Origin of the sequence: Myxococcus sp. AB036A (assembly GCF_006547355.1) — a bacterium.
GTDB classification, from domain to species: domain Bacteria; phylum Myxococcota; class Myxococcia; order Myxococcales; family Myxococcaceae; genus Myxococcus; species Myxococcus virescens.
The window spans coordinates 20,067-44,101 of the sequence record NZ_VHLC01000051.1 but is presented as its reverse complement, the minus strand read 5'-3'; the positions used below and the strand labels follow the sequence as shown (position 1 = coordinate 44,101).

At 68.0% G+C, this 24,035-nt stretch carries 22 protein-coding genes; 14 read left to right on the top strand and 8 right to left on the bottom strand.

What is annotated here, in order from left to right:
- The first annotated feature begins 111 nt into the window (after window positions 1–111).
- Window positions 112–2,220, top strand: coding sequence for a serine/threonine-protein kinase (locus FL344_RS21130; RefSeq protein ID WP_141619800.1), 2,109 nt, complete (start codon window positions 112–114; stop codon window positions 2,218–2,220).
- 59 nt (window positions 2,221–2,279) lie between these two features.
- Here FL344_RS21130 and FL344_RS38580 read toward each other — a convergent pair whose 3' ends face one another.
- The 4 genes from FL344_RS38580 to FL344_RS21115 all read right to left on the bottom strand — a co-directional run bounded on the left by FL344_RS38580 (window position 2,280) and on the right by FL344_RS21115 (window position 5,854).
- Window positions 2,280–3,239 (bottom strand): tetratricopeptide repeat protein, encoded by a 960-nt coding sequence (locus tag FL344_RS38580; protein WP_194863192.1) that lies wholly within the window; start codon window positions 3,237–3,239, stop codon window positions 2,280–2,282.
- A 1,023-nt stretch (window positions 3,240–4,262) separates the two neighbouring features.
- Window positions 4,263–4,427 (bottom strand): hypothetical protein, encoded by a 165-nt coding sequence (locus FL344_RS38575; RefSeq protein WP_194863191.1) that lies wholly within the window; start codon window positions 4,425–4,427, stop codon window positions 4,263–4,265.
- Between the two features lie 57 nt (window positions 4,428–4,484).
- Complete coding sequence (locus tag FL344_RS39790; protein WP_255508235.1) at window positions 4,485–4,619, bottom strand: hypothetical protein; 135 nt, start codon at window positions 4,617–4,619, stop codon at window positions 4,485–4,487.
- A gap of 197 nt (window positions 4,620–4,816) precedes the next feature.
- The gene (locus FL344_RS21115; protein ID WP_141619799.1) at window positions 4,817–5,854 is read right to left on the bottom strand and encodes a YafY family protein; all 1,038 of its coding nucleotides are present in this window, start codon (window positions 5,852–5,854) and stop codon (window positions 4,817–4,819) included.
- Window positions 5,855–5,979: 125 nt separating this feature from the next.
- Here FL344_RS21115 and FL344_RS21110 point away from each other — a divergent pair, with 125 nt between their 5' ends.
- The 11 genes from FL344_RS21110 (at window position 5,980) to moaD (ending at window position 17,059) form a co-directional block, all read left to right on the top strand.
- Window positions 5,980–6,933, top strand: a complete 954-nt coding sequence (locus FL344_RS21110; protein WP_194863190.1) for an SDR family oxidoreductase — start codon at window positions 5,980–5,982, stop codon at window positions 6,931–6,933.
- Between the two features lie 165 nt (window positions 6,934–7,098).
- Window positions 7,099–7,890: an isoprenyl transferase gene (locus FL344_RS21105; RefSeq protein WP_011552625.1), complete on the top strand. Its 792-nt coding sequence runs from the start codon at window positions 7,099–7,101 to the stop codon at window positions 7,888–7,890.
- Window positions 7,887–8,717: a phosphatidate cytidylyltransferase gene (locus FL344_RS21100; protein ID WP_011552626.1), complete on the top strand. Its 831-nt coding sequence runs from the start codon at window positions 7,887–7,889 to the stop codon at window positions 8,715–8,717. The genes FL344_RS21105 and FL344_RS21100 overlap by 4 nt, the downstream gene beginning before the upstream one ends.
- A gap of 84 nt (window positions 8,718–8,801) precedes the next feature.
- Entirely contained in the window at window positions 8,802–10,433 is a 1,632-nt protein-coding gene (gene rseP / locus FL344_RS21095; RefSeq protein WP_194863189.1) for an RIP metalloprotease RseP, read from the top strand.
- Between the two features lie 7 nt (window positions 10,434–10,440).
- Window positions 10,441–10,944, top strand: a complete 504-nt coding sequence (locus FL344_RS21090; RefSeq protein WP_141619796.1) for a septal ring lytic transglycosylase RlpA family protein — start codon at window positions 10,441–10,443, stop codon at window positions 10,942–10,944.
- Between the two features lie 11 nt (window positions 10,945–10,955).
- Window positions 10,956–11,693: a tRNA (adenosine(37)-N6)-threonylcarbamoyltransferase complex dimerization subunit type 1 TsaB gene (gene tsaB / locus FL344_RS21085; protein WP_026113974.1), complete on the top strand. Its 738-nt coding sequence runs from the start codon at window positions 10,956–10,958 to the stop codon at window positions 11,691–11,693.
- 52 nt (window positions 11,694–11,745) lie between these two features.
- The gene (locus tag FL344_RS21080; protein WP_141589566.1) at window positions 11,746–12,780 is read left to right on the top strand and encodes an aspartate-semialdehyde dehydrogenase; all 1,035 of its coding nucleotides are present in this window, start codon (window positions 11,746–11,748) and stop codon (window positions 12,778–12,780) included.
- 125 nt (window positions 12,781–12,905) lie between these two features.
- Window positions 12,906–13,805 (top strand): MXAN_2561 family MXYO-CTERM-anchored protein, encoded by a 900-nt coding sequence (locus tag FL344_RS21075; RefSeq protein WP_228565241.1) that lies wholly within the window; start codon window positions 12,906–12,908, stop codon window positions 13,803–13,805.
- Window positions 13,802–14,530, top strand: a complete 729-nt coding sequence (locus tag FL344_RS21070; RefSeq protein ID WP_141589564.1) for an MXAN_2562 family outer membrane beta-barrel protein — start codon at window positions 13,802–13,804, stop codon at window positions 14,528–14,530. Before FL344_RS21075 ends, FL344_RS21070 begins: the two co-directional genes overlap by 4 nt.
- Before the next feature lie 7 nt (window positions 14,531–14,537).
- The gene (locus FL344_RS21065; protein ID WP_141619794.1) at window positions 14,538–16,370 is read left to right on the top strand and encodes a PKD domain-containing protein; all 1,833 of its coding nucleotides are present in this window, start codon (window positions 14,538–14,540) and stop codon (window positions 16,368–16,370) included.
- 8 nt (window positions 16,371–16,378) lie between these two features.
- Window positions 16,379–17,059, top strand: a complete 681-nt coding sequence (moaD, locus tag FL344_RS39940) for a molybdopterin converting factor subunit 1 (RefSeq protein WP_141619807.1) — start codon at window positions 16,379–16,381, stop codon at window positions 17,057–17,059.
- Between the two features lie 9 nt (window positions 17,060–17,068).
- Here moaD and FL344_RS21055 read toward each other — a convergent pair whose 3' ends face one another.
- From FL344_RS21055 to FL344_RS21040, 4 genes are all read right to left on the bottom strand, one after another.
- Window positions 17,069–17,872, bottom strand: a complete 804-nt coding sequence (locus tag FL344_RS21055) for a hypothetical protein (protein WP_141619793.1) — start codon at window positions 17,870–17,872, stop codon at window positions 17,069–17,071.
- Between the two features lie 48 nt (window positions 17,873–17,920).
- Window positions 17,921–19,183, bottom strand: coding sequence for a CmlA/FloR family chloramphenicol efflux MFS transporter (gene cml / locus FL344_RS21050; protein WP_141619792.1), 1,263 nt, complete (start codon window positions 19,181–19,183; stop codon window positions 17,921–17,923).
- 341 nt (window positions 19,184–19,524) lie between these two features.
- Window positions 19,525–20,835 carry an RIP metalloprotease gene (locus tag FL344_RS21045; RefSeq protein WP_228565240.1) on the bottom strand — a complete coding sequence of 437 codons (1,311 nt, stop codon included), beginning with the start codon at window positions 20,833–20,835 and terminating at the stop codon, window positions 19,525–19,527.
- Window positions 20,836–20,850: 15 nt separating this feature from the next.
- The gene (locus tag FL344_RS21040; RefSeq protein ID WP_140861898.1) at window positions 20,851–21,273 is read right to left on the bottom strand and encodes an NUDIX hydrolase; all 423 of its coding nucleotides are present in this window, start codon (window positions 21,271–21,273) and stop codon (window positions 20,851–20,853) included.
- Between the two features lie 61 nt (window positions 21,274–21,334).
- Between FL344_RS21040 and FL344_RS21035 the strand changes: the two genes are divergently transcribed.
- Together FL344_RS21035 and acs are read left to right on the top strand one after the other, a co-directional pair.
- Complete coding sequence (locus tag FL344_RS21035) at window positions 21,335–21,829, top strand: hypothetical protein (protein WP_141619791.1); 495 nt, start codon at window positions 21,335–21,337, stop codon at window positions 21,827–21,829.
- Between the two features lie 55 nt (window positions 21,830–21,884).
- Entirely contained in the window at window positions 21,885–23,840 is a 1,956-nt protein-coding gene (gene acs / locus FL344_RS21030) for an acetate--CoA ligase (RefSeq protein WP_194863187.1), read from the top strand.
- The last annotated feature ends 195 nt before the right edge of the window (window positions 23,841–24,035 follow it).

Sequence of the window (24,035 nt, the reverse complement as noted above, 5' to 3'; positions counted from 1 at the left end):
CGGACCACGTCACGTCAGGGTCAACGTTGGCATCGCCTGATTGCTCGGCGCACGGCAGAACTGGCGGCAAGTGGTTTTACTTTTCCGACAAACCTGGGAGAACCCGAGTCAATGCAAATCGGGAAGTACCAACTGGTGCGAAAGCTTGCGTCAGGCGGCATGGCGGAGGTCTTCCTGGCGAAGGCCGCGGGGCCACGCGGCTTCGAGAAGACGCTTGTGCTCAAGCGCATCCTTCCGCACCTGGCGGAGGACGCGGCCTTTGTCGAGATGTTCCTGGGCGAGGCGCGGCTGGCGGCGCAGCTCGAGCACCCGAACATCGTGCAGATTTTCGACTTCGGTGAGGCCGAGGGCAGCTTCTTCCTGGCCATGGAGTTCATCGACGGCCCGAACCTGCGCAAGCTGGTGAAGCGGGCCGCGGAGGAAGCGCTGCCCCCCGCCTTCTGCGCGAAGGTGGTGGCGGCCGCGGCGGAGGGGCTGGCGTACGCGCACGAGTTCCGTGACGTGGAGACGGGCGAGCCGCTGGGCTTGATTCATCGCGACGTGAGCCCGGACAACATCCTGGTGTCGCGGCAGGGCGCGGTGAAGGTGGTGGACTTCGGCATCGCGAAGGTGGCGGGGCAGGGGCACCGGACGCTCACGGGCGTGGTGAAGGGCAAGGTGGCGTACATGCCGCCCGAGCAGCTCCAGGCGAAGGCCATGGACCGGCGGGTGGATGTCTACGCGCTCGGGGTGGTGCTGTACGAGCTGCTCACGGGGAAGCGGCCGTTCGATGCGACAACGGACGTGAGCGTGATGCAGGCGATTCTGTTCGAGCCGTTCATCCCGGTGTCGGCGCGGCGGCCGGATGTGCCCGTGGCGTTGCAGCAGGTCCTCGACAAGGCGCTATCGAAGGACCGGGAGCGGCGCTACCTGGACTGCCGCGCGCTTCAGGACGATTTGGAGCGGTTCGTGTTGTCCACGGGGGAGCCGGTCGGTCCGTACCAGATTGCTCAGCGCATCGTGCAGTGGGGGCCGGAGGTGGTCTCGGGGAGCGTGACGAAGCTCCCAGAGGTGCCCGTCTCGTCCATGGTGTCCCCGTTGGATTCGACGTCGCCGACGACGCCCGTGCCTCAAGAAGCATTGGCGAAGGTGGTGCCCCCATCCGGGGAGGTGACGACGCCAGCGAGGCCAGTTCCCACTCGGTCAGTGCGAAGCCAGGTGGTGCTGCATCCCGTGGAGCGCACAGCGCCCACGCAGTCGTTGCCCATCGCCATCGGCGCCGTGGCCGCGGAGCATGGCGTGCCGCGGCCCGATGCGGAGCGTGTCGCCGCGTCCGCTGTCCCGGCCTCGGCACTTGTGGAAGGACTCCAGCTCGAGCTTCAGGGGGCTGGGCCTGAATCAAAGGGAATGAATCCTCCCGTGCGCATGGCCGGGCAGCCGGGGACAGGTCCGCAGCTCGCGGTGGGGCGCCTTCCGACGGACGGGCGGGGAGTGGACGGTGGCGCGGAGCTTGCCGCTCTCGCGGCGCTGCTTCCCAAAGATGTTGTCAACCCGGTACCGGTCCCCGCCGTTGTCGAGGATGTCGAAGATGCCATTCAGACGCGAAGCTCTGAGTACCTTGTGCCGGGGCTCGCGAAGAAGAAGTGGACTGGTACCGTCGTAGGCGTCGGCGGTGTGCTCCTCGCCTTGGGCGTGGGTCTCGTTTTGTTTGATGGTGAGGAGCCGAAGGTTGGGCTCGTGGACACGCCGCGAGTTGCTGAGGCTTCTGTGGAGTCCGCGCTTCAGGAAGACGCCAAGGCTACTGGGTGGGTTGAAAGCGAAGCGGTGCTTGAGGCCGAGCCAGTCGACGAGACGAAAGACGCCGGCGTCCAAATGAAGCAGGAGGGCATTGCCGACGCGCCTGTCCTTTCAACGGACGCTGCCATCCCGGAGGAGACGCGGGCGGAGCCAGCCGTTGCAATCGTGCCGCCATCGGCGACACCCAAAGCGAAGGGATCAATGGCGCCGCGGAAGGTCGCGGCGGTCGCGAAAGGCCGGCTGGAGTTGCGCATCCGGCCCTATGCGGTTGTTTATCTCGACGGGAGAAAATTGGGCGAAACGCCGCTTGAAGTCGTCGAGGTGCCGGCGGGTCGGCACACCCTCCGGCTCGTCAATGAAGAGCTGGGTAAAGACGTCACTCGGCCTGTTGCCGTGAAGGCGGGTCAGTCCACGGTGTTCAAATTGAACCTTGCAGCGGAGTGAGTTGGCTGAACTCTCCTGCGGATGTCGATTGAACTCAGCTCGGAGGCCAATGCGCTGGTTCAGCGCGCACTCTTTGGGGCTGGAGCAGCGCTGTCTTCCACGTTGCTGACGAACGCCACGATCGCTGTGATGGCCGCAGTGGAGAACAGCATTATCGAGCCGGCTCGCTGCCATTCGGCTGTGCGGCTGATGCTGACTCGGGTTGAGGCGTCGTCTCGCTCTGGCGTTTTGTTGTGGTTGTGAATGGAACGCGAGGCTAGGATGATGCCGGCGGTGGCGGACAATGCAGATACTCCAATGAGCCAGTTTGGGGTTTGTTTGACCCGCAGGCCGTTTTCTTGTGTGGTTGTTTCTGGGCGTAGATCGAGTGGCGCCTGTTTGTTGTTGGGGGGCGGGGCTGAGAATTTCGCTGTTGGTGCTGGCGTTGATTCCGGATGCATCACCGGACTGTCGCTGGCGCTTGCCGTTGGGAGGGGCGATGTCTCTTGTTTGTCAGCGGAGTCAGCGGAGTCAGCGGAGTCAGCGGAGTCAGCGGAGTCAGCGGAGTCAGCGGAGTCAGCGGAGTCAGCGGAGTCAGCGGAGTCAGCGGAGTCAGCGGAGTCAGCTGACTTTTGCTGATCCCACACTCGTTCAAATTCTCGCTGGATCTTCGGGGATACCTTCAGTGGAAGCTGGGCGCTCGGCTTGAGTCGCAGCGCTTCGGCGAAGGCCTTGAGTGCTTGGTGTCGACGTCCGAGATCGGCGAGGACAATGGCTTGATAGAGCGATGCCTCAGCCTGTTCGTCCTTTGAGCTTGCCTGTGACCTTGCTGAGTCCAGTACATTCAACGCCGCTTCGTATTCGAGTTCCTCGTAAAGTTGTGCGGCTGCTCTGATGTATGCCCGGAAGGTGGCACTGGCGGTCGATGCTTTTTCAGGCGGCGCCGCGGCTGGCTGGCTGAGCGCAAGTTCAGGAGTAAGGAGCGTTAGTCCCAGAAACAAGGCCCAAGGTTGGCGCTTCCCGGTAGGTCTGTTTTTCATGGGGTTGCGCTGATAGCATATGGTGCGGACAGGGCGTGGGCGAATTTGCCATTCGCGAGCGCTGAAGCGATGTCGTTTTATTCTCGGGCAGATGGATCGAGTGCCATCGGCTTCATGTCTGACTGGGGTGGAGTCTGTTGTGACACCTGGTGCAGTCATAAATGACAGGAATGCCTTCAACCGGGCGAAGCGTGCTCAGCCAGGCACGCCTCGCCCGGCGGCTCATCAAGGTGCGACGGCGCGTTTGAGGAAGTGCGCCACTCCCATGGAAGGCAGGATGCTGTCGGCCAAGCGGCTCCCACTCGGTCCTTCTCCAGGTGCGCATCTGGGACTGCGTGGCGTTACAGCCGATGCAGGCGACATAGATGTCCCCCTCCAGTATTCACTGCCAGGTCGAAGCACTCCATGTCTGGCAGCTCGCCCAGTGCCTGACAGCCCGAGTCTGCGAGCCGGAGCACCGTGAGAGGCACGGCCACGTCTCCTGCATGGGAGATGGCGCCCATTGCTTGCACTGTGCACCGTTCTCCTCCTACGGCAAGCACTCGCGCGCCGCAGCTCAGCTCGGCGCCTTCGGCTCGCTACTGGCTTCCTTTGTAGGGGGCGATGCTCTGTGGCGTGGCGCCGTCGATGCTGGGCGGAAGACCACCGCGATAGGGCGTTCGCATCGAGGGCCAGTGGATTGCCGTAGCCCTGTCTGTTGACGAGGTTGAACCAGCCCCCAACGTGGACTTTGCCCTGGTTGAACACGAGGTCCGTCACCACTCCCGGGTAGAACCCGGTGCTGACTCCACCAGCGTGCATCTCCAAGGACGTGCCGTTCCACCGCGCGATTGAGCCCACTCCGTCCAAGTTGAAGTTGTAGGTGGACGCACCTCCCGTGTAAGGCGCTCCGCCGTCGCGGGTCGAGAGCGCGTAGACTTCGTTGCCTGCAATGGGGAAGTCGTATGTCTCCGATGTGTGCCCATTCCATGGGGCGACAATGTTGTTGGAGATGCCACCGATTTGGGGGAAGGCTCCGCCCACTCAGACGTCGTCGCCATGAAGGAGCAACTCGTAGATGGAGCCGTCCGCGGGGCCTCCCGGGAGAGGCTTCCACGCGGTCCCATCCCAGAATGCAAGGCCGATGGCGCCGTTCTCCTCGCGCTGGATCTGACCCGCGACCCAGAGTTCATCGCGGAGGTAGGTCATGGTGCGAACGAGGCCGGTGAAGTGGCCAATGACGTGCGCGCTGTCGGGTGACTGAATTCAGACCTCGCCGCTGCGCTCGTTGAACGTGTCGTTGGTCGTCAGTGCGAGCGTGGTGTCGTCCTTCGGGGCGACGGCGGAGAAGTCGGCCCCGCTGGGAATCTCCTGCGCCCAGGTCCGGGGGCGAGTTGACACTGTCCGCTCTTGCGACGGATGAGCGGCGTCGACGCCTGCGTGTCGAACCAGCGGAAGTAAACCACGGCCAGCAAGTCACCCGCAGGTGTCTTGGCGAGGTCGCAGATGTGCGGGACGTGGCCATCCACGCTGGACACTTCCTCGATGGAGACGCGCAGGTCCCACTCTCCATTGTCGAGCAGCTCCGACACCGACTCTCAGGAGTCCAATGGGCGGTGTTCGCGTGAGCGAGCGTTTGTATGCCGCGCGGACTCACTTTGCGATGCGGTACCTTCATGTGAATTGAAGATGCCCGTCGCCAGTTTCAGGAGCTTTGTTCGCAGTGCTTCCGGGGCGAGCACTTCGAAGCCCGAGCCGACGTCGCAGAGCTGGCTGAAGGCAATCGCTTCGCGCTCGAAGTCCACGACCACTGTCTTGCGTCCATCCGCTGCGAGCTGCGCGGCATCCAGCCGTGCACCCTCCGCTCGCGGCCGAATCTTTCGCAGCGCCTCCAGCGCCTCCGACGTCAATCGCAGCATGACCTCGTACTGCGCCCGCTTCTCCGCGAAGCGTGAGCACCACGCCTTCCAGAACGCGGGCAGGTCGAAGCGCGCCGGCCGGATGAAGGTCTCCGGGCGTATCCGTGCACCGTCCATGCGCGAGCCTCGATACACACGTGGTTCATCCTCGCTCGTGCTCGCGACGAGGTACCAACGGTCCGCCTTGATGACGAGCGCGTACGGGTCCACCACCTTGCGGCTCGGCTTGCCTTCGAAGTCCCGGTACGTCAGCGACACGCGGCGGTCCTGCCAGACAGCGTCGCGCAGCGTCGCCAGATGAGGCACGGCCTCGCGTTCTGGAAACCACGAGGACGCATCCACGTGAAGTCGCTGGCGTGCGTACTCCAGCGCGGGTTGCTGGAGTGCGGGCAGGGACGCCGCCATCTTCACCAGGCCCGAACGCAGCGCCGACGTCAGGCCCAGGTCATCCAGGGCCCCCGGTGCCGCCACGGCCGCCAGTGCATGCAGCTCCGCCCGGGTGAAGCCCGTGAGTTGGGTACGCCAGCCTTCCATCAACGCCACGCCGCCCGCGGCGCCTCGGGTGGCGTACACGGGCACGCCCGCGCCGGAGAGCGCGTCGAGGTCCCGGTGGATGGTCCGTTCGGAGACATCGAGCTCCCGTGCCAGCTCGCCCGCCGTCATCTTCGGGCGTGTCTGGAGGAGCAGCGTCAAACTGACGAGTCGGTCGGCGCGCATGGGCAGGTTCCAAAGCGAAGTCTAGGCGGGGAATCATGACAGGGGATGTCAGGATTCCCTGCCTAGGGTGCGAACACGAACCACTGCGGTCCACGGCCGCCCGTGGGCTTGGAGGAGTGCCCGCCATGAAGCCACTCGGAGGACGCGTCGCCCTGGTCGCTGGAGCCACACGAGGCGCGGGGCGCGGCATCGCCACCATGCTGGGAGAAGCCGGCGCCACCGTGTACTGCACCGGGCGCAGCGTGCGCGGACGGCCCGCGACGGGCTCGCGGCCGGAGACCATCGAGGAGACCGCCGAAATCGTCGACGCCAAGGGCGGCCGGGGCATCGCCGTCCGCGTGGACCATTCCGTCGAATCGGAGGTCGAAGCCCTGTGCGCGCGCATCCAGCGGGAGCAGGGGCGGCTCGACATCCTGGTGAACGACATCTGGGGCGGCGACGGACTCACCGAGTTCGGCCCGGCGTTCTGGAAACAGTCCGCCGCGAAGGGGCAGCAGATGTTCGAACGGGCCGTCTTCACGCATCTGCTCACCAGCCGCCACGCCGTGCCACTCATGCTGGGCGGTGAGCGGGGGCTCATCGTCGAAATCACGGATGGGGACTCGTTCGGCTACCGCGGCAACCTCTGGTACGACCTGGTGAAGATGTCCGTCATCCGGCTCGCCTTCGGGATGTCCCGGGAGCTGCGCCGCACGAAGGTCACCGCGCTGGCGCTGACGCCCGGCTTCCTCCGCTCCGAGGAGATGCTGGAGAACTTCGGCGTCACGGAAGCGAACTGGCGCGATGGCGCGGCGAAGGACCCGCACTTCATCGCCTCGGAGAGTCCCTGCTTCGTGGGCCGGGCGGTGGCGGCGCTCGCGGCGGATCCGAACGTGGGCGCCAAGGCCGGCCGTGTCTTCAGCTCCTGGGCCCTGGCCCGGGAGTACGGCTTCACGGACGCCGACGGCTCCCAGCCGCATTGGGGCGACTACTTCGCGCGCGCCTTCGGCAGGCCGTACCAGGTCGCGGACGAGGACGCCTACACGTCCTGGCGCGACGGCCCCATGGAGATTGCCAGCCCGGATTGGCCCCTGGGCTGAGAGGCCACCAAGTGAACGGTTGCCTACCTGTGCCTACATGGCGCCTGCACTCTGGTGGGGAGCGGCCACCCACCGCCACCGGGCGACCAGTCAGGGGCCGACCGTGACGGTTGGGGCACGCGCCCGTGGACGGCGCGCGGCGGCATCGCTAGGGTGCGCGGCTTCATGGAACGCCCTTCAGTGATTTCCACCCTGGAACAAGCCGTCAAGGCCCGGCCGATGCCGCGCCACGTGGGCATCATCATGGACGGCAACGGGCGATGGGCGGAGTCCCGAGGGCTGCCCCGGCTGGAGGGGCACCGGGAGGCGACGTCGAGTGTGCGCGAAGTGACGCGCACCGCGCGCCGCCTGGGCATCCAGGCGCTGACGCTCTACGCGTTCTCGTCGCAGAATTGGGCGCGTCCGGCGGAAGAGGTCGCCGGATTGATGGACCTGCTCCGGGAGTATCTGGAGCGCGAGCGCTCCGAAATCCTGGACAACGGCATTCGCCTCAACGCCATTGGAGACGTGGACCGGCTGCCGCGCTACGTGCGTGATCCGCTGGACCGGCTCCGGGCCGACTCCGCGCACAACACCGGCATGGTGCTGTCGCTGGCGTTGTCCTACGGCGGGCGTGAGGAAATCCTCCACGCAGCGCGGCGGCTGGCCGAGGCCGTGGAGCGTGGGGAACTGGCGGCGGGACGGTTGGAGGAGAGCGACTTCGAGCAGTTCCTCTGGACGCAGGGACTGCCCCCGTTGGACCTGATGGTGAGGACCAGTGGGGAGCTGCGCGTGTCCAACTTCCTGCTCTGGCAGATGGCGTACGCGGAGATGTGCTTCACCGACGCCTTGTGGCCGGACTTCCGTACTGACGAGTTCCTCCGCTGCGTGTCGCAGTACCAGCAGCGTGAGCGCCGCTTCGGCCTCACGTCCGCACAGGTGCAGCGGGAGGACGCTCCTCAGCAGGCCAAGGCGTGAACGACAAGAACCGAAACCTCGTCATCCGCGTCGTCTCCGCGGTGACACTGCTGCCGCTGGTCCTCCTGCTGCTGTTCCTCGGTGGTTACTGGAGCGCGGCCCTGCTGGGCGCCGCCGCCGCCGCGTGCGTGGGTGAGTACTACCTCATTGTCCAGAAGCGCCTGACGGTGGCCTCCTGGGTCGGAATGGCCTTCGCCGCGGTGCTGCCCTTCCTGCCCATGCGGGACGCGGCGCGCACGGGCGAGACGGCCTTCTGGCTCACCATCGTCTTCGCGTTCTTCGCGTGGATCTACCACCTCTTCAAGGGGCCTCTGGCGGAGGCGCCCACCCGCACAGCGCACCTGGTCAACGGCTTCCTCTACGGCGCGGTGGGCCTCACGGCCGTGTCCGCGCTGCGCCTGTTGCCCGACCACGGCTTGGCCTGGGTCATCTGCGCGTTGGTCATCACCTGGGCCAATGACACCGCCGCCTACTTCTTCGGGCGGTTCCTGGGGAAGCACAAGCTCTACCCGGAGGTGAGCCCCAACAAGACGTGGGAGGGCTTCTTCGGGGGCATGTTGGGCTCGGTGGGCGGTATGTTCATTGCCCGGCAGTTCTTCTTCCCCGTGTTCACGGTGTGGGACTGCGTGCTGCTGGGCATCGCCGGCGGCATCCTGGGGCCGGTGGGCGACCTGTGTGAGTCCATGCTGAAGCGGGCCTACGGGGTGAAGGACTCGGGCGTCCTCATCCCCGGGCACGGTGGTGTGTTGGATCGCATCGACGCGCTCCTGTTCAACGCGCCCCTGGTGTTCGTCTACGTGCAGTTCGTCCGGGGCCTGCTGCCCTAGGGACCGCCTCTTTCGGCTGCCCGCCTGCTCGGCGGGCCCGGTTGCGCGTTGTCCGCCTGGGCGCCCACGATTACTGTTGCGCCCATGCTCCAAAACATCGGGTTCTTCGTCATTCTGCTCGGCGTGCTCGTCACGGTGCACGAGCTTGGCCACTTCCTGGTGGCGAAGGCCTGTGGTGTGAAGGTCCTGAAGTTCTCCATCGGCTTCGGACCCAAGTTGATCGGCTTCACCAAGGGCGAGACGGAGTACCAGATTGCCCTGCTGCCCCTGGGCGGCTACGTGAAGATGGCGGGCGACATGCCCCACGAGGAGCTCAGCCCGGAGGAGGCCAGCCGGGGCTTCCTGGCGCAGCCCCCGTGGAAGCGCGGCCTCATCGTCCTGGCGGGGCCGGCCTTCAACCTCATCTTCCCGATCCTCGTCTATTTCTTCGTCTTCCTGGGCCCGCACCAGGCCACCTCCACCTACGTGGGAACGGTGAGCGAGGGCATGCCCGCGCAGGCCGCCGGCATCCGCCCTGGAGACCGCATCCTGTCCGTGGATGGCGAGCCGGTGCGCACGTTCAACGACATGCGGGAGGCGTTCGTCGGCCGCTTCGAGCGGCCCGTCCCCATCGTCCTGGAGCGCAACGGCCAGAAGCTGACGCTGGATGTGACGCCCACGAAGAACGTGGAGACGTCCCCCATCGACACGGTGGAGCGCGGCTCCATTGGCGTGGAGGCCGTGTCGAAGCCGCCCATCGTCGGCGTGCCGCCGGGCTCGGTGGCGGAGAAGGCCGGACTGCGGACCTTCGACCGCATCCTGGCCGTCAACGGCGTGAGCGTGGAGACGGAAGCGCGCTTCCAGCAGGAGCTGGACAAGCACGCGGAGGGCGCGCCCCTGGAGCTCACCCTCCGGCGCATGGACTCCGTGGCGGCGGGCGTCGTGACGGGGCGGGTGCCCTCCGTGCTGAAGCTCACCGTGCCAAAGCAGCCGGGCGTGGGCCTGGCGACGGTGGGCGCGGAGACGTCCGACCTGTATCTGGCCACCGTGGCGCCGGGGAGCGCGGCCGAGAAGGGCGGCCTGCGGCCCGGAGACCGCATCATCGCCCTGGATGGCGAGAAGCCGGAGTCCTTCGTCAAGTTCTCCTCGAAGCTGAACGCCCTGAAGGAACGTTCCTTCCAGTTGACGTGGCGGGGCGCGGACGGCGAGCGCACGGAGACGCTGGCGCAGGCGCCGCTGAAGACGGAGGACGAGATGGGCACGGCGAGCTCGCCCATCGTCCTGGGCGTGCGCAACTGGGTGCTCTCCACGGCGGACATGCCGGTGCTGGATGAGGTGACGGTGCATCTGGGGCCGGGCGCCGCGCTGAAGCAGGCCGCGCTCATCGTCCCGAAGATCGTCGGGCAGATGGTGCGGGTCCTCGGCGGGCTGCTGGTGGGCTCGGTGCCGATGAACACCGTGGGCGGCCCCATCATGATGTACCAGTTGGCGTCGAAGAGCGCCGAGCAGGGCCTGGACAGCTTCCTCCACCTGATGGCGCTCATCTCCATCAACCTGGGGGTGATGAACCTGTTGCCCATTCCCGTGCTCGACGGCTTCCACCTGCTTTCCGCCGCCTGGGAGGGAATTCGCCGCCGCCCCATCCCTGTTCGCGTCCGCGAAGTGGCCAACATGGTGGGGCTCGCGCTGCTCGTCCTGCTGATGCTGTTGGCCGTGACCAACGACATCACCCGCTAGAGGACGCATGCGAGGAATCGCCGTTGCCGGACTGCTCTGCTTGGGTTTCACCTCCGCGTGCGCCTCGCGCGCGGCCAGGCCCGACCCGGTGGAGGAACCCGTCCGCCCGTCGAAGTCGCCGAAGTCCCGCAGTGGTACGCCCGGCGTGACGCGGCGCGAACAGATGCCGCGCTCGTACCTGGGCGAAGGGTTGGCCTCGTTCTATGGCCCCGGCCTGCACGGGCGGCCCACCGCGAGCGGGGAGCGCTTCGACCAGGAGGCGATGACGGCCGCGCACCGCAAGCTGCGCTTCGGCTCGTGCCTGCGCGTGGTGAACATGGAGAACGGGCGCGCGGTGAAGGTGCGCGTGAATGACCGGGGGCCCTTCATCGACGGGCGCATCGTGGACCTGTCCAAGGGCGCCGCCCGGAAGCTGGACATGCTGGACAAGGGCGTGGTGCGCGTCCGGCTGTACCGCTGCGAGGACCGGCTGTCGGAGATTCCGCAGGCAATGTGGGCCGCGCCGGTGTAGTGAGCCGTCCCATGTTTCTCTCGCTGGACACCTCGACGTTGACGTTGTCGCTGGCCCTGGTGGAGCGAGCGCCGGATGGCGCGCTGCGCACGCTGGAGCACGTGGTGGTGGGGCCGCCGCGGAAGCAGAGCGAGCTGCTGCCCGGCATCGTCGGGGAGCTGCTCGAACGTCATGGCGCCACGCTGCCCGCCCTGGAGGGGCTGGTGGTGGGCCTGGGGCCGGGCTCCTTCACGGGGCTGCGCATCGGCCTGGCGACGGTGAAGTCGCTGGCCTACGCGACGAAGCTGAAGGTGGCCGGGGCCTCGTCGCTGGCGGCGGTGGCGCTGGAGGGCCCCGAGGGCGTGCCGCTGTACTGCCTGGCGGTGGCGCGCAAGGACGACCTGTACCTGGGGGCCTACGTGCGTCAGGGAGGGACGGTGGAGCCGCTGGAGCCGGAGACGGCCATGTCACCCGCGGAGGTGGCCGCGCGCATGGCCGCCGAGCCCCGGGCCGTGGCGCTGGGGCCCGCGCTGGTGGACTACCGCGCCGCCCTGGAGTCGCAGGGCGTGGCGCCACACCGGCTGCTGGCGGCGCCGACCTTCCCGTCAGCGGTGGCGCTGGCGCAGCTGGCGCGCTTTCCGGAAGCGCAGTCGCTGGAGGCGCTCTTCGCCATGGAGCCGCACTACGTGCGGGCCTCGGAGCCGGAGCGCAACCCGAAGTTCCCGCCGCTGCCCGGACCGGCGCCCACCGCACGGTTGAAGGAAGACTGAGCCGTCTCGTGGTGCTCGCGCTCCCGGCCTCCGGTGGCGTAAAGGACGCGCCATGAGAGACGACTTGACGATTGGCGTGGTGGGCGCGACGGGCGTGGTGGGCCGCGAGGTGCTCGCCGCGCTGTACGCGCAGGACGTGCCCGCTGAACAGGTGCGCGTCTTCGGCTCCGAGCGCTCCAAGGGCATGGAGGTGGAGTACGGCGAGGACTCGCTCGAGGTGGAGCGCGCGACGCCGGACGCCTTCCGGGGCGTGAAGCTGGTGCTGCTGGCCACGCCCGCCGAGGCCTCTCGCACGCTGGCTCCGGCCGCGCAGGCCGCGGGCGCGTGGGTGGTGGACGTCAGCAGTGCCTTCCGAGGTGACGGCAACGTCCCCATGGTGCTGCCGGGCTTCAACACGGACGTGCTGGGCGCGGGCTTCACCTTCAAGGGCCGCATCGTGTGTCTGCCGGGGGCGGTGACGACCGCCGCGGTGCACGTGGTGGAGCCGCTGCGGAAGGCCTTCGGCGTGACGCGCGCGCAGGTGACGGCGCTGATGGCGGCGTCCAGCGCGGGTGTGCGCGGTGTGGCGGAGCTGGAGAAGCAGACGGCGGACCTGCTGTCGGGCCGCGAGCCGGAGCCGCACGCCTTTCCCCACCGCGTGGGGTTCAACCTGGTGCCGCAGGTCGGCGGCTTCATGGTGAATTCACCCTGGACGGAGGAGGAGGGCGGCTGGACGCTGGAGGCGGCCCGGCTCTTCTCGTCCAAGGGGGATGTGCCCGTCATCGCCGGGACGGCGGTGCAGGTGCCTACCTTCTACGGCCATGGCCTCACCCTCAACGTGCAGCTCAAGAAGGCGGGCCCGGTGGAGCAGGTGCGCGCGGCCCTCAAGACGTCCGGGGCCTTGAAGGTGCTGGATGTGCCCGGTGAGCGTGTGTACCCCATGCCCATGCTCGTCACGTCCGACCCGGCGGTCCATGTGGGCCGGGTGCGCGCATTCCCCCAGGCGCCGGAGTGGGTGACGCTCTTCGCCTCGGTGGACAACGCCAGCCGGGGTGCCGCCCTCAACCTGGTGGAAGCCGGACTCCGCCTGGCCGAGCGCCCCGCCTGACAATTTGGCAAAGCCTCCGTGGCCGTCCTGCCTGTTTGGCGCGGCGGGACGGCCCTCCCGGAGTGATGCCCAGCGGACGGGAATGCGTTTCATGTGGCCTCCCGCTTGCTAGCCTGGGCGTACCCATGCGCCTCACTCTCGTTGGCCTCTTGCTCTTCGCGTCGACTGCCCTGGGGCAGACCGTGACGTTTTCAGCCTCGGCCGAAATCCTCCAGAACGATCAGATTGTCGTCTCCCAGGAGAACTGCGGCTTGGACCGCACGGTCAACTGGACGCGTGTCGCCGGCAATTGCGACGTGCTCCACCTCTGGCTTTCGAACGAATCGAGTTGCACGGGCGCGCCAGGGGCGGGCGACCTGTCGCTCGACGAGATCCCGGTAAATGATACTCGGCTGACGGGGACGGTGACCTTCAACGCGTCCGAGGCGCTGGTGGCGGACGGCGCCAAGTGCGAGTCGCAAACGTCAACCAAGACGTTCCGGCTCTGCGCCACGACCAAGCGGCTGGGAGGATTGGGCACTTGCGACGACTCGTTCGTTTCGGTTGGGACGCCCTCCATCAGCTTCATCTATGACCCGGAGCCCCCTGCGGTGCCGGAGACTCCGAGCGTCACGGGGCTGGACGCCGCGCTGAGTGTCTCTGTCAAGGTGCCGAGCGACGCGGTGTTCATGGAGGTGCAGGTCCTTCAGTCCGTTCCGGGCGAGGACGGTGGTGTGGGCGCGGGTGAAGTGATTTCGACGAAGCGGCAGGTTTCGTCGAACGCGGTCTTCCGCATGGATCAAGGGCTCGAGAACGGCGTCGAGTATGCCGTCCAGGCGATTGCCATCGACAGGGCGGGGAACCAAAGCGAACCTTCGCCCGCAGCGACAGGGACGCCCATTGCGAGCAACGGCTTCTACCAAGGGTACCTCGGAGCTGGCGGCGCTGAGACGGGTGGCTGCGCCGCGGCGGGTGGTGGCATCACGGGATGCGCGATGCTGGCGTCCCTCGGAGTCTGGCTGTCGTCGAGGAGGAAGCGGTCATGAGTCGGGCATCGGCCCTGGGAGTCGTGGCGCTGCTCGCCACGCTGCCCGCCTGGGGGCAGGACACGGTAGTGGTGGAGGAGGAAGTCTCGCTGCGCTCGCCACGTTCGGGCGGCATTCAATTCCGCTTGGGTGGCTACAAGCCCCTCATCGACGAAGAGCCCGGCCTCACGGGTACGCCGTACCAGGACTACTTTGGCGGCGAGTCGCTGCTGACGTTCGAGGTAGAGCTCCAGCGATACTTCTACCAGGGCGTGGGTACGGCGGGCGTGGGCTTCTCGGCGGGCTATGGCGAGAAGTACGGAACGGCGAAGCTGGCCTCCGGTGCGGACGCCGCGGAGCGTACTGCGCTGCGTCTGATTCCCCTGAGCCTCAACGCCTTCTACAAGTTCGACTACGCCGCCTTCGAGTGGGGCATCCCGCTGGTGCCTTACGGCAAGCTGGGGCTCATCTACACGCCGTGGTGGATCCTCAAGGGCACGGGCACTGAGGCCGTGGGGGGCAACCGGGGCTCGGGCGGCAAGTGGGGCTGGGGCGCGACGGGTGGCGTGGCCTTCATGCTGGACGTCCTGGAGCCGCGCTTCGCGCGCGACTTCGACTCCGACCTGGGCGTCAACCACAGCTACATCTTCGCCGAGTACACCTATGCGGATGTGGACAACTTCGGCGGGCCGGGGCTGAACCTGTCGAACCGGCGCTGGATGTTCGGACTGGCGCTGGACTACTAAGCGGCTCATGCCGCTCATTCCGCGCCGCCCTGGGTCTTTTGTCGCGCTCCTCCTGATGACGGTCGCCGTGGGCCCCTGGGCCTCCGGCTGCCGTCGCGCGGTGCGGCCGGACCTGGGGCAGGACCGGACGGTGGAAGCGGGCGTGCCGGTCGACCTCGGCTCGCAGCGCGAGGACGCCACCGCCGTCACCTGGGACTTTGGTGACGGCAGCGACGCCCAGACGGCGCCGTGGGTGTCCCACGCTTTCTCCCGGGCAGGCGCCTATACCGTGCGCGCCCTGCACGAGGGCGAGGAGGTCGGCCGCGTCCAGTTGACGGTGGTGCCTCGGCCCGTGCTGCGCGCGGTGCCCTCCAGCGCGCGCACCGTCATGTGGCTGCCCGAGCTGCGCGGCCACGTGGAGCAGTTGATGGACTTCTACGCGCGGCTCGTGGGGCCGGAGAACGCGCGGCGGGCCGTGGAGTCATCCCCGCTGCTGCCACTGCTCTTCGCGGACCTGGAGAACGGCACCGGCTCGGTGGTGGACCCCGACGAGGGCTTCGGCTTCTTCCTGCTCCCGGAGTTCGACGGCGTCGTGACGCTGCTGGGCATCACGGAGCCAGAGGCGGCCCTGAAGGCCGTTGCCGGTGAGCTGGAGCGGGCGGGGCACGGCGTGATGCCGCAGCCGGACGGCTCCGCCACCGTGGAGCCCGCGTCAGGTGGGCCCCCGATGTTGCTCTTCGAGGACCGAGGCTACCTCTATCTCGCCGTGCCGGAGGGGCTGGAGGAGCCCGACGAGGGCGAGTCTCAGCAGGCGCAGGTGCTGGCCATTCCCGACGCGGAAGTGGCCCGCCAGGCGGTGCGAAGCCTCACGGGGCCGGGCATCTCCGAGGATGCGCTCCTGACCGAGCTGCGCGGGAAGGTGGCGAGCGGCAGCATGTACCTCTTCTCCGGGACACAGCCCGGAGTGGCGCCTGATGAAGAAGGCACCCATCCGATTCGCGGCTTCGCCGCGTCGCTGGCGGTGAAGCCGGAGCGAGTGGACCTGGATGGCTTCCTGTCCTCCTCGGCGCCATTGTTCCAGGGCGCCCGCGCGCCCGCGTCGGCGTTGCTGAAGGACGCGGAGCTGGGTCCCATCGCCGCGGCGCAGATTTCCGTGCCGCCCGAGGAGCTGGCTCGGCTGGTGTTCGGTGCGCCGGGCTCCGAGCGCCGCGAGCGCATGGTGGCGTCCTGGCGTCGTGAAGGACTGGATGTGGAGGCGTTGCTCAAGGCGCTGCGCGGCGACGTGGTGCTGCGCGCGTACTTCGACATCCCGGCCTTCTTCCGCAACTTCATCCGGAACAAGCGGCCCGACATCAAGGGCTCCATCGTGTTCGAAGCGGGGCTGACGGAGTCGGAGCCTGTGCGGGCGCTCGTGCAGAAGCAACTGGAGGACTCCGTGCTGCGCTACACGACGCAGCAGGAGGCGAATGGCACGCTCTTCCGGACGCGGGTTCGGGAGCATCCGGTGGAGCTGCGCATCACGCCCGAGCGGGCCAGCCTGCTGGCGGGGGAGCTGCTGCAGGGCCGTCCTCGCGGAGACGTGGGCGCGGAGCTGCGGGAGCGCTTCGGTGGTGAGGCTTTCAGCTCGGGCCACGTGTCGGTGATGGTGGACCTGGGCCGGCTGCGCTCGGACCTGCGCGCGGCGGAGAAGATACCCGGAGTGCCCAATATGCTGCTCGGGGCGACGAAGGCGCTTTCGGGGGCGCTGCTGGATCGGATTACGCCGCTGGACTCGGGCTTCCTCGACTTCAGCCCGGTGGAGGGCGGGGGCCGGCTCAAGGGACGCCTGTCCTTGCGCGCGGAGCAGGAGGCTTCGCGTTGAGCGGCGACATGGTGGACGCCGGGGACGTGCGCATCACCGTCCTCTATTTCGCCGCGGCTCGCGAGCGCACCGGGCAGGTGCGTGAGTCCCTGGACTTGCCCGAGGGCTCGCATGTTCGGGACGTGTTGCGGCTGCTGAGCGCGAAGTACGCGGCGCTGGCGCCACTCCTGCCGCATCTTCGTGTGGCCGTGGACCAGGAGTTCGTCGGTCCGGATGCCCCGGTGCGAGATGGGGCGGAGCTGGCGCTGATTCCCCCCGTGGCGGGAGGCGCACCTGGGAAGTTCCTGGTGGTGGACCGGCCCCTGCGGCTGGAAGAGGTGGTGGAGGCTGTCAGCGGGGAGTCCTACGGCGGGCTGGTGACGTTCAGCGGCTCCGTGCGCAATCAGACGAAGGGCCGCCGCGTGTTGCGCTTGGAGTACGAGGCCTACGCGCCCATGGCGGAGAAGAAGCTGGCGGAGATTGGCGCGGAGGCCGCGGAGCGGTTTCCCGGCGTGCGCGTGTCCATCATCCATCGCGTGGGAACGCTGGTACCCGGCGAACTGGCCGTCGTCATCGCCGCGGCGTCGCCGCACCGGAAGGAGGCGTTCGGTGGCTGCGAGTACGCCATCGAGCGGCTCAAGCAGGACGTCCCCATCTGGAAGAAGGAGTTCTTCGAGGATGGGGAGGTCTGGGTCGGCCTGGGGCCCTGAAGCGCCGCCTCAGCGGACGCGCAGGAAGGCGGGGACCGTGACGTCGTCACCGCCGTCGGGCTGCATGCCGAGCTCTTCATCCGTGAGCGGACGCAGGGGGGTGTCCAGGCCCATGGCCTTGCGGCGCGCGGCTTCCTTGTCAGCAGCTATCTTCATGGCGCGGACCTTGGATTCCTCGATGCGCTGGGGCGTGGGGCCCGCGATGAGGAAGCCCACGGGCAGGCTGAGGAAGAGGATGCTCACGATGATGAGCCAGCCGAAGTCCTTCCACTGGAGCCGGTTGACCTGTTCCTTGACGACGGAGCCTTGGATGCGCAGCGAGAGCTGGCCTTCCGAGAGGCGAAGCGTCATGCCCTCCGCGAGCTCCACTGTCGTGCGTCCGTCGTGCTGGCGCAGGTCCGTCTGCGGCACGGCGGCATAGGAGTTGCCTTGGATGGCGCGTTCGGCACGGGCAGCGGGCGGCAGGTGGATGCGCCAGCCCTGAGCGGTGCGCTCGGCGAGCAGGAACGGCTCTTCGGGCAGGGTGAAGCCGTAGAGCGGTAGCGGTGCCGTCTCGTCCGGGGCGGCGTGGATGTTCGAATGCTCCGGCCCATAGCTCCACGCCTCGGACAGATTGTTGCCCCAGTACAGCTCACAGAAGAGTCCACCGCCTGCCTTGGTGTTCATCGCGGGGGGAAGCATAGGGCCTTGCATGGCTCGCGGCTCCTTCATCGTCCAGGAGACGTCTTCCGAAAGACGGCCGACGCCCGGTTGGTCCCTGGACAGCCGGGAGGCGGGCAGGGTTCCGTCCCAGGCGGGAAAGGTGGAAACCACCGCCGCGCCGCGGGAGCAGGCCCCCGCGGCGCGGTTGTGGGACGTCTGCTAGGGGGCCTCGGGGCTTTCCGCCATCGCGGGCTTCGTCAGGACGCGTTGTCGGCGCTGGAGGCGCTGAAGCGCCGTCAACGTCACCCCTGCCATCAAGGACGCGTATCCCACCAGGGGCCACGCCGTGTCGCCGTCCAGCAGGACGACCATCAGCGTTCCGAGGACGCCGACGATGAGGCTCTGGATGCAGAAGTAGAGCGCGACCGCCGTTCCCGCCACATCGCCAAAGGCCTGGAGTGCGCCATTCGCGGTGACGGAGACGGAGAACACGATGCCGGCCGCGATGAGCCACATCGGCGCGACGAACGTCCAGAACGACGGCGGTGCCAGGAGCTGTCCGGCCGTCAGGAGTCCCGCACCGAGCAGCAACATGCCCATGCCCCGCGTGAGGCTCCCCGCCAGCCCCCAACTCCCCACGAAGCGCTTCGCGAAGCGGGTCGTCAGAATCATCGCGAGCGCGGCGGTGGCGAAAGCCAGGCTGAACCCGAGCTCGGAGAAGCCGGCCTGACCGATGAGCACCCGGGGCGCCGTGGAGAAGAACACGAAGAAGGAGCCCATGGCCGCGCTGAAGCCCAGGGTGTACGTCCAGAACGTGGCGCTGCGCAGGATGTGCCGGAACGCGGGACGCGACGGGAGGCCCTGCGCCGGGCGCGTCTCGTGCCACCGTGGCAAGGCTTGCAGCAGCGCCGCCGTGGCCAGGACTCCGAGCGTGATGAAGATGGCGCGCCATCCCCAGCGCTGCATGAGCAGCGCCCCCGCGATGGGCCCGAGCGCGGGGACGAAGGCCAGCATGGCGCTGAACAGGCTGTAGAGGGGCGCGCTCTCGGGGCGCTCCGCATAGACATCGCGGACCGTCGCGAACGTGGCGACGAGGGCCGCGGATGCCCCCAGGGCTTGGACGAGCCGAAGGCCGACGAACATCGCGGCATCCGAGGTTCCCGCGAGCAGGAAGGAGGTGACTGCGAACAGGAGGGCGCCTGTCAGCAGCACTCGGCGCCGGCCGATGCGGTCGGAGACCGGGCCAAACACCATCTGGCCGAGCCCAAGCACCGCCATGTACAGGCTCAAGGTGAGCTGGACGATGGCGGGAGAGGTGTTGAGGATTCCGGGCATCGCCGGAACGACTGGCAGGTAGATGTCCATGGCCAGTGAGGCCAGGAGGTCGAAGGGCGCCATCAGCAACAGCGCTGCTGGCACAGCGTGATTCCACGACGGGGATTTGAAGTCAGGCACGATTGCATCCGCACAAATGAGGAACATCTGGCGGCGCTCTGCCTCTCCACGGGTACCGGGATGAGCTGGGGGCAGATGGCCGCGGCAACGATTGACGTGTCGCCGCGGCTCACTCATCTGCGGATACGGTGCTTCCCATTCGCTGGCTCCCATGCGGCGCGTCTGCGCTCGAAGGTCGGGGCTGGGTGTCGCAATCACGGCGGTGCTGAACAACCGTCCGCCGTGACCGGACGGGACGTAGCCGCCGAGTCTTCCTGACATGAGGTGCAGCGCATGGCATGGCCGGCGGGGGCATTGGCGCCTCGTGTGGCTGCTTCCGGTCCGTGGGTTCCGGCAGGCGCGGCGCCAGGGGCAACACCGGATGCTGACTACGTCCCCGCGTCAGCTCCTGCCGCGGCGGAACCCGTCGTGGCAGGACTGGTGCCCTTTCCAGTGCTCGCAGCGGTTGTCCCAGCAGGCCCGGCCCCCGTCGTGCCAGCATCGGCCGCCCCGGCCGGAGTGGCGCCAGCCGTGTCGCCTCCCTTCACCGGCGCGCCGGGCGTCTGAACAGGAGAGGGGGCCGTGCCCTTCGCGGAATCTGACGCCGCAGGCGACGGCTGTTCTGTCCCCGCTGTCCCCGCATCCTGAGCCGGCGATTCCTCCACGCCGAACCGCGCCGGCAACGCGCGCCGAATCTCCGCGGTCGCCATCAAGACCACGGCCGCGGCGATTCCCAGGAACCCCACCGTCTGCGCCAGGGTCTCCACGCGAGGGGGAATCCGCCGGCCGCTCGCCGCCTCGACCAGGAGCAGCACCACGCGGCCTCCATCCAGCCCAGGCACGGGCAGCAACGTCAACAACGCCAGCACCACCGACGCGGCCACCAAGGTCCGCAGCAGGGCATCCGTCCCGGACGACATCGCATCCGCGGACTCCTGCCGCACCAGCGCTCCGGGGCTCGCCGCGTCCGCGCTCTCCAGGCCGTGCTGCATCATCCGCTTCAGCAGCGCCACGCCTTCCTCGGCCACCTTGACGGTGTGCGTGAACGAATGGCTCAGCGCCTCACCCGTGCCGTGCGCCTTGTAGACGTACTGCTGGCTCACCCCGATGCGGCCCGTGCCCCGCTCATCCGGCCGGGGCCGCACCACCACCGAGCGCGCATCGCCGCCGCGCTCCACGCCCAACTCCAGCGGGACACCCGGCGCCGCGCCCACCTTCTCCACGAACTCCGACCAGCTCTTCAGCGGCTGTCCCGCGACATTGACGATGCGGTCCCCCGGCAGCAGTTGTGCGCGCGCCGCCTCCGAGCCCGGCTGCACCGTCCCCACCGTCAGCGGCACCACCACGTGCGTGCCCGACGTGTACAGCGCGAACAGGACGCCCAGCGCGAGCGCATAGTTGGCCAGCGGCCCCGCCAGGATGATGAGGATGCGCAGCAGCGGCCCGCGCGCGGCGAAGCCCGCGGCCTCGTCGGCGTCCGCACGGTGCGGGTTCATCCCCTGCAAGTGCGCCGTGGCGCCCAGGGGCACCGCCGCCACCACGTACTGCGTTCCCCACAGACGGAAGGACACCAGCGGTGGACCGAAACCGAACACGAAGCGGGGCACCCGCACACCGAGCATCCGCGCGGCGACGAGGTGCCCCAGCTCATGGATGGTCAGCAGGCCTCCCAGGGCGAGCAGGACGAGCGCGTAATGCATCCTCCCGCGCCGCTCCTAGAGCTTCCGCCGCTGGCCGGTCCGCTTGTACGTGACGTAGTCGGACAGGATGGTGTCGTGGTCGAAGCACAGGTCTTTCGGCAGGTCATCCACGCGGAAGGCGCGGGCTTCGGCCGCGTCGTCGGCGCCCTGCGGTTCGCCCTCGGCCGAGCCGATGTAGACGGTGGAGATGTTGTGCTGCCGCGGATCTCGCCGGGGGTCCGAGTACGTGAAGAACTGCTCCGACAGCTTCACGTGAAGTCCCGTCTCTTCCAGGACCTCGCGCACGGCGGCGACGTCGAGCGGCTCGCCCTCATCCACGAAGCCACCGGGCAGCGCCCAGCCGACGGGCGGATTCGCACGCCGGATGAGGACGATGCGTTCACCGGGCAGCTCGATGATGCAGTCCACGGTGGGCTTGGGGTTGCGGTATTCGGGCATGACCCCCAGTCTACCCGCTGCCGTCACGCTCGCACTTCCTAGATGCGTGCCGTGGAGTATTGTGCGCGCCGTGTCGACTCCGAGACGCCATCGCCTCGTCCTCTCCGGCCTGCTCCTGGCGTGCCTGGTGGGCTGTCTGCCCCACGTCCAGGAGCCGGGGGATTACGTCTTCGAGCCCGTCGAGGTCCTCCGCGACGACTGCGGCCTGCTGGAGACCAACCGCAGCCAGCTCTACGGCACCCTGCAAATCAGCGGGCGCGTCGTCCGCCTGGACTTCGGTTTCCTGGACAGCCACCTCGTGGGCTATTTCCTGGAGGATGGAGACCACTTCTCCATCGACGGGAGCGTGGTCAAGGCCGCCGCCGAGGTGAACGGCCAGGAGTGCCTGTTGGACCAGATCAACATCCACATCGACGGTACGACGCAGTGCGAAACGCAGTTCAAGGGGGTGCTGCGAGTCCGTTACGACACGCGCCGCCCCGACGAATGCGTGTGCGAGATGTGGCTGCGCTACGAGGCCGTCAAGGAATCGAAGCGCTGCGACACGGAGGGTTGAGCCGCGCGCTCCGCGTTCCTAGAACAGGGTGGCATTGTCCACGCTGGAGGAACGCATGGCGGCTTCGAAGCATGAGATTCACTCGGTCCTGACGGAAGCACGCGTCTTTCCGCCGCCAGAGGCGTTCGCCGGGCGCGCGCACATCCGGAGCATGGAGCAGTACCAGCAGCTCTGGGACGAAGCCGCGAAGGACCCTGACAAGTATTGGGGCGACCGCGCCCGCGAGGAGCTGTACTGGAAGGCGCCCTTCCAGACGGTGCTCGACTGGAATCCGCCGCACGCGCGGTGGTTCGTCGAGGGCAAGACGAACCTGGCCTACAACTGCCTGGACCGGCACCTGGCCACCCGCAAGGACAAGCCCGCCATCCTCTTCGAGGGGGAGCCCGGCGACCGCCGCAGCCTCACGTACGGTGAGCTGTCCACCGAGGTGAACAAGCTGGCCAACGCGCTCAAGTCGCTGGGCGTTCGGAAGGGGGACCGGGTGGGAATCTACCTGCCCATGGTGCCCGAGGCCGCGGTGGCCATGCTGGCGTGCGCTCGCATTGGCGCGGTGCACTCGGTGGTGTTCGGCGGCTTCTCCGCGGAGGCGCTCCACGAGCGCATGAACGACGCGGGCGCGAAGGTGCTGCTCACCGCGGACGGCGGCTGGCGCAAGGGCGCGGTGGTGCCGCTCCTGAAGAACGTGGAGGCGGCGCTGCCGCACATGCCCACCATGGAGAAGGTGGTGGTGCTCCGCCGCACGGGCAGCACGCTGGCGCTGTCCGGGCCCAAGCTGGTGGCGTGGGACACGCTGGTGAGCGGGCAGTCCGCGGAATGTGAACCGGAGTGGGTGGAGAGCGAGCACCCGCTGTTCATCCTCTACACGTCGGGCTCCACTGGAAAGCCCAAGGGCGTGCTGCACACCACGGGCGGCTACGCGGTGAATACGTCGCTCACCACGCGCTGGGTGTTCGACCTGCGCGAGGACGACGTCTACTGGTGCACCGCCGACGTGGGCTGGGTGACGGGCCACTCCTATGTCGTCTACGGCCCGCTGATGAACGGCGTCACCACCATCCTCTACGAAGGCGCGCCCACCCAGCCGGGGCCGGACCGCTTCTGGGACATCATCGAGCGGTACAAGGCCACCATCCTCTACACCGCGCCCACCGCCATCCGCGCCTTCATGCGCCTGGGCGAGGAGCCCGTGCGCAAGCACGACTTGTCCTCGTTGCGTCTGCTGGGCAGCGTGGGCGAGCCCATCAACCCCGAGGCGTGGATGTGGTACCGCGACGTCATCGGCGGGGGCCGCTGCCCCGTGGTGGACACGTGGTGGCAGACGGAGACGGGCTGCATCATGGTGTCGCCGCTCCCGGGCGCCACGCCGACGAAGCCCGGCTCGGCCACGCTGCCGCTGCCCGGCATCCACGCGGAGATTCTGGACCGAGAGGGCAACACGGTGCCGCGAGGGCAGGGCGGACTGCTCTTCGTCACGCGCCCCTGGCCCTCCATGTTGCGCACGGTGTACGGCGACCCGGACCGCTACGTGCGCACGTACTTCAATGAGCTGCCCGGCATGTACTTCACCGGCGACGGCGCCCGCACGGATGCGGATGGGTACATCTGGCTGATGGGCCGCGTGGATGACGTGGTCAACGTCGCCGGCCACCGTCTGGGCACCGCGGAGGTGGAGAGCGCGCTGGTGGCGCATGAAACCGTCGCGGAGGCCGCCGTGGTGGGCCGTCCGGACGACTTGAAGGGCACCGCGCTGGTGGCCTTCGTCACCCTGAAGCAGGGCAACACGCCGTCTGACGCGCTGAAGAAGACGCTGGCCGCCCACGTGGGCCGCGAGATTGGCGCCATCGCCCGCCCGGATGAAATCCGCTTCGCGGAGGCGCTGCCGAAGACGCGCTCGGGGAAGATCATGCGCCGACTGCTGCGCGACGTGGCCGCGGGCAAGCAGGCCTCCGGGGACACCACCACCCTGGAGGACCTCAACGTCCTGGCCGCGCTGAGGCAGAACGACGACTGACGGACACTTGCTCGCACTTCAGGGCAGGGGGCGTCAAAATCCACCTCTGCCCTGGGGTGAAAAACCAGGATTCGTCGTTTTCGACCCGGGCAATACGTGCCTATCTGGGTATTTCGCGCCTGTTTCAGCCTACGCAGCACATCCGGTTGAATCGGAACAAACGAATACAGCGGAGCCGTCAGGGTAGGCCGGTTG

What these genes read in the sequence shown, in the direction of transcription:
- FL344_RS21130 (WP_141619800.1), top strand. Translation starts at nt 112, where the DNA reads ATGCAAATCGGGAAGTACCAACTGGTGCGAAAGCTTGCGTCAGGCGGC.
- FL344_RS38580 (WP_194863192.1), bottom strand. Translation starts at nt 3,239, where the DNA reads ATGAAAAACAGACCTACCGGGAAGCGCCAACCTTGGGCCTTGTTTCTG.
- FL344_RS38575 (WP_194863191.1), bottom strand. Translation starts at nt 4,427, where the DNA reads ATGACCTACCTCCGCGATGAACTCTGGGTCGCGGGTCAGATCCAGCGC.
- FL344_RS21115 (WP_141619799.1), bottom strand. Translation starts at nt 5,854, where the DNA reads ATGCGCGCCGACCGACTCGTCAGTTTGACGCTGCTCCTCCAGACACGC.
- FL344_RS21110 (WP_194863190.1), top strand. Translation starts at nt 5,980, where the DNA reads ATGAAGCCACTCGGAGGACGCGTCGCCCTGGTCGCTGGAGCCACACGA.
- FL344_RS21105 (WP_011552625.1), top strand. Translation starts at nt 7,099, where the DNA reads ATGGAACGCCCTTCAGTGATTTCCACCCTGGAACAAGCCGTCAAGGCC.
- rseP (WP_194863189.1), top strand. Translation starts at nt 8,802, where the DNA reads ATGCTCCAAAACATCGGGTTCTTCGTCATTCTGCTCGGCGTGCTCGTC.
- FL344_RS21090 (WP_141619796.1), top strand. Translation starts at nt 10,441, where the DNA reads ATGCGAGGAATCGCCGTTGCCGGACTGCTCTGCTTGGGTTTCACCTCC.
- tsaB (WP_026113974.1), top strand. Translation starts at nt 10,956, where the DNA reads ATGTTTCTCTCGCTGGACACCTCGACGTTGACGTTGTCGCTGGCCCTG.
- FL344_RS21080 (WP_141589566.1), top strand. Translation starts at nt 11,746, where the DNA reads ATGAGAGACGACTTGACGATTGGCGTGGTGGGCGCGACGGGCGTGGTG.
- FL344_RS21075 (WP_228565241.1), top strand. Translation starts at nt 12,906, where the DNA reads ATGCGCCTCACTCTCGTTGGCCTCTTGCTCTTCGCGTCGACTGCCCTG.
- FL344_RS21070 (WP_141589564.1), top strand. Translation starts at nt 13,802, where the DNA reads ATGAGTCGGGCATCGGCCCTGGGAGTCGTGGCGCTGCTCGCCACGCTG.
- FL344_RS21065 (WP_141619794.1), top strand. Translation starts at nt 14,538, where the DNA reads ATGCCGCTCATTCCGCGCCGCCCTGGGTCTTTTGTCGCGCTCCTCCTG.
- moaD (WP_141619807.1), top strand. Translation starts at nt 16,379, where the DNA reads ATGGTGGACGCCGGGGACGTGCGCATCACCGTCCTCTATTTCGCCGCG.
- cml (WP_141619792.1), bottom strand. Translation starts at nt 19,183, where the DNA reads ATGTTCCTCATTTGTGCGGATGCAATCGTGCCTGACTTCAAATCCCCG.
- FL344_RS21045 (WP_228565240.1), bottom strand. Translation starts at nt 20,835, where the DNA reads ATGCATTACGCGCTCGTCCTGCTCGCCCTGGGAGGCCTGCTGACCATC.
- FL344_RS21040 (WP_140861898.1), bottom strand. Translation starts at nt 21,273, where the DNA reads ATGCCCGAATACCGCAACCCCAAGCCCACCGTGGACTGCATCATCGAG.
- acs (WP_194863187.1), top strand. Translation starts at nt 21,885, where the DNA reads ATGGCGGCTTCGAAGCATGAGATTCACTCGGTCCTGACGGAAGCACGC.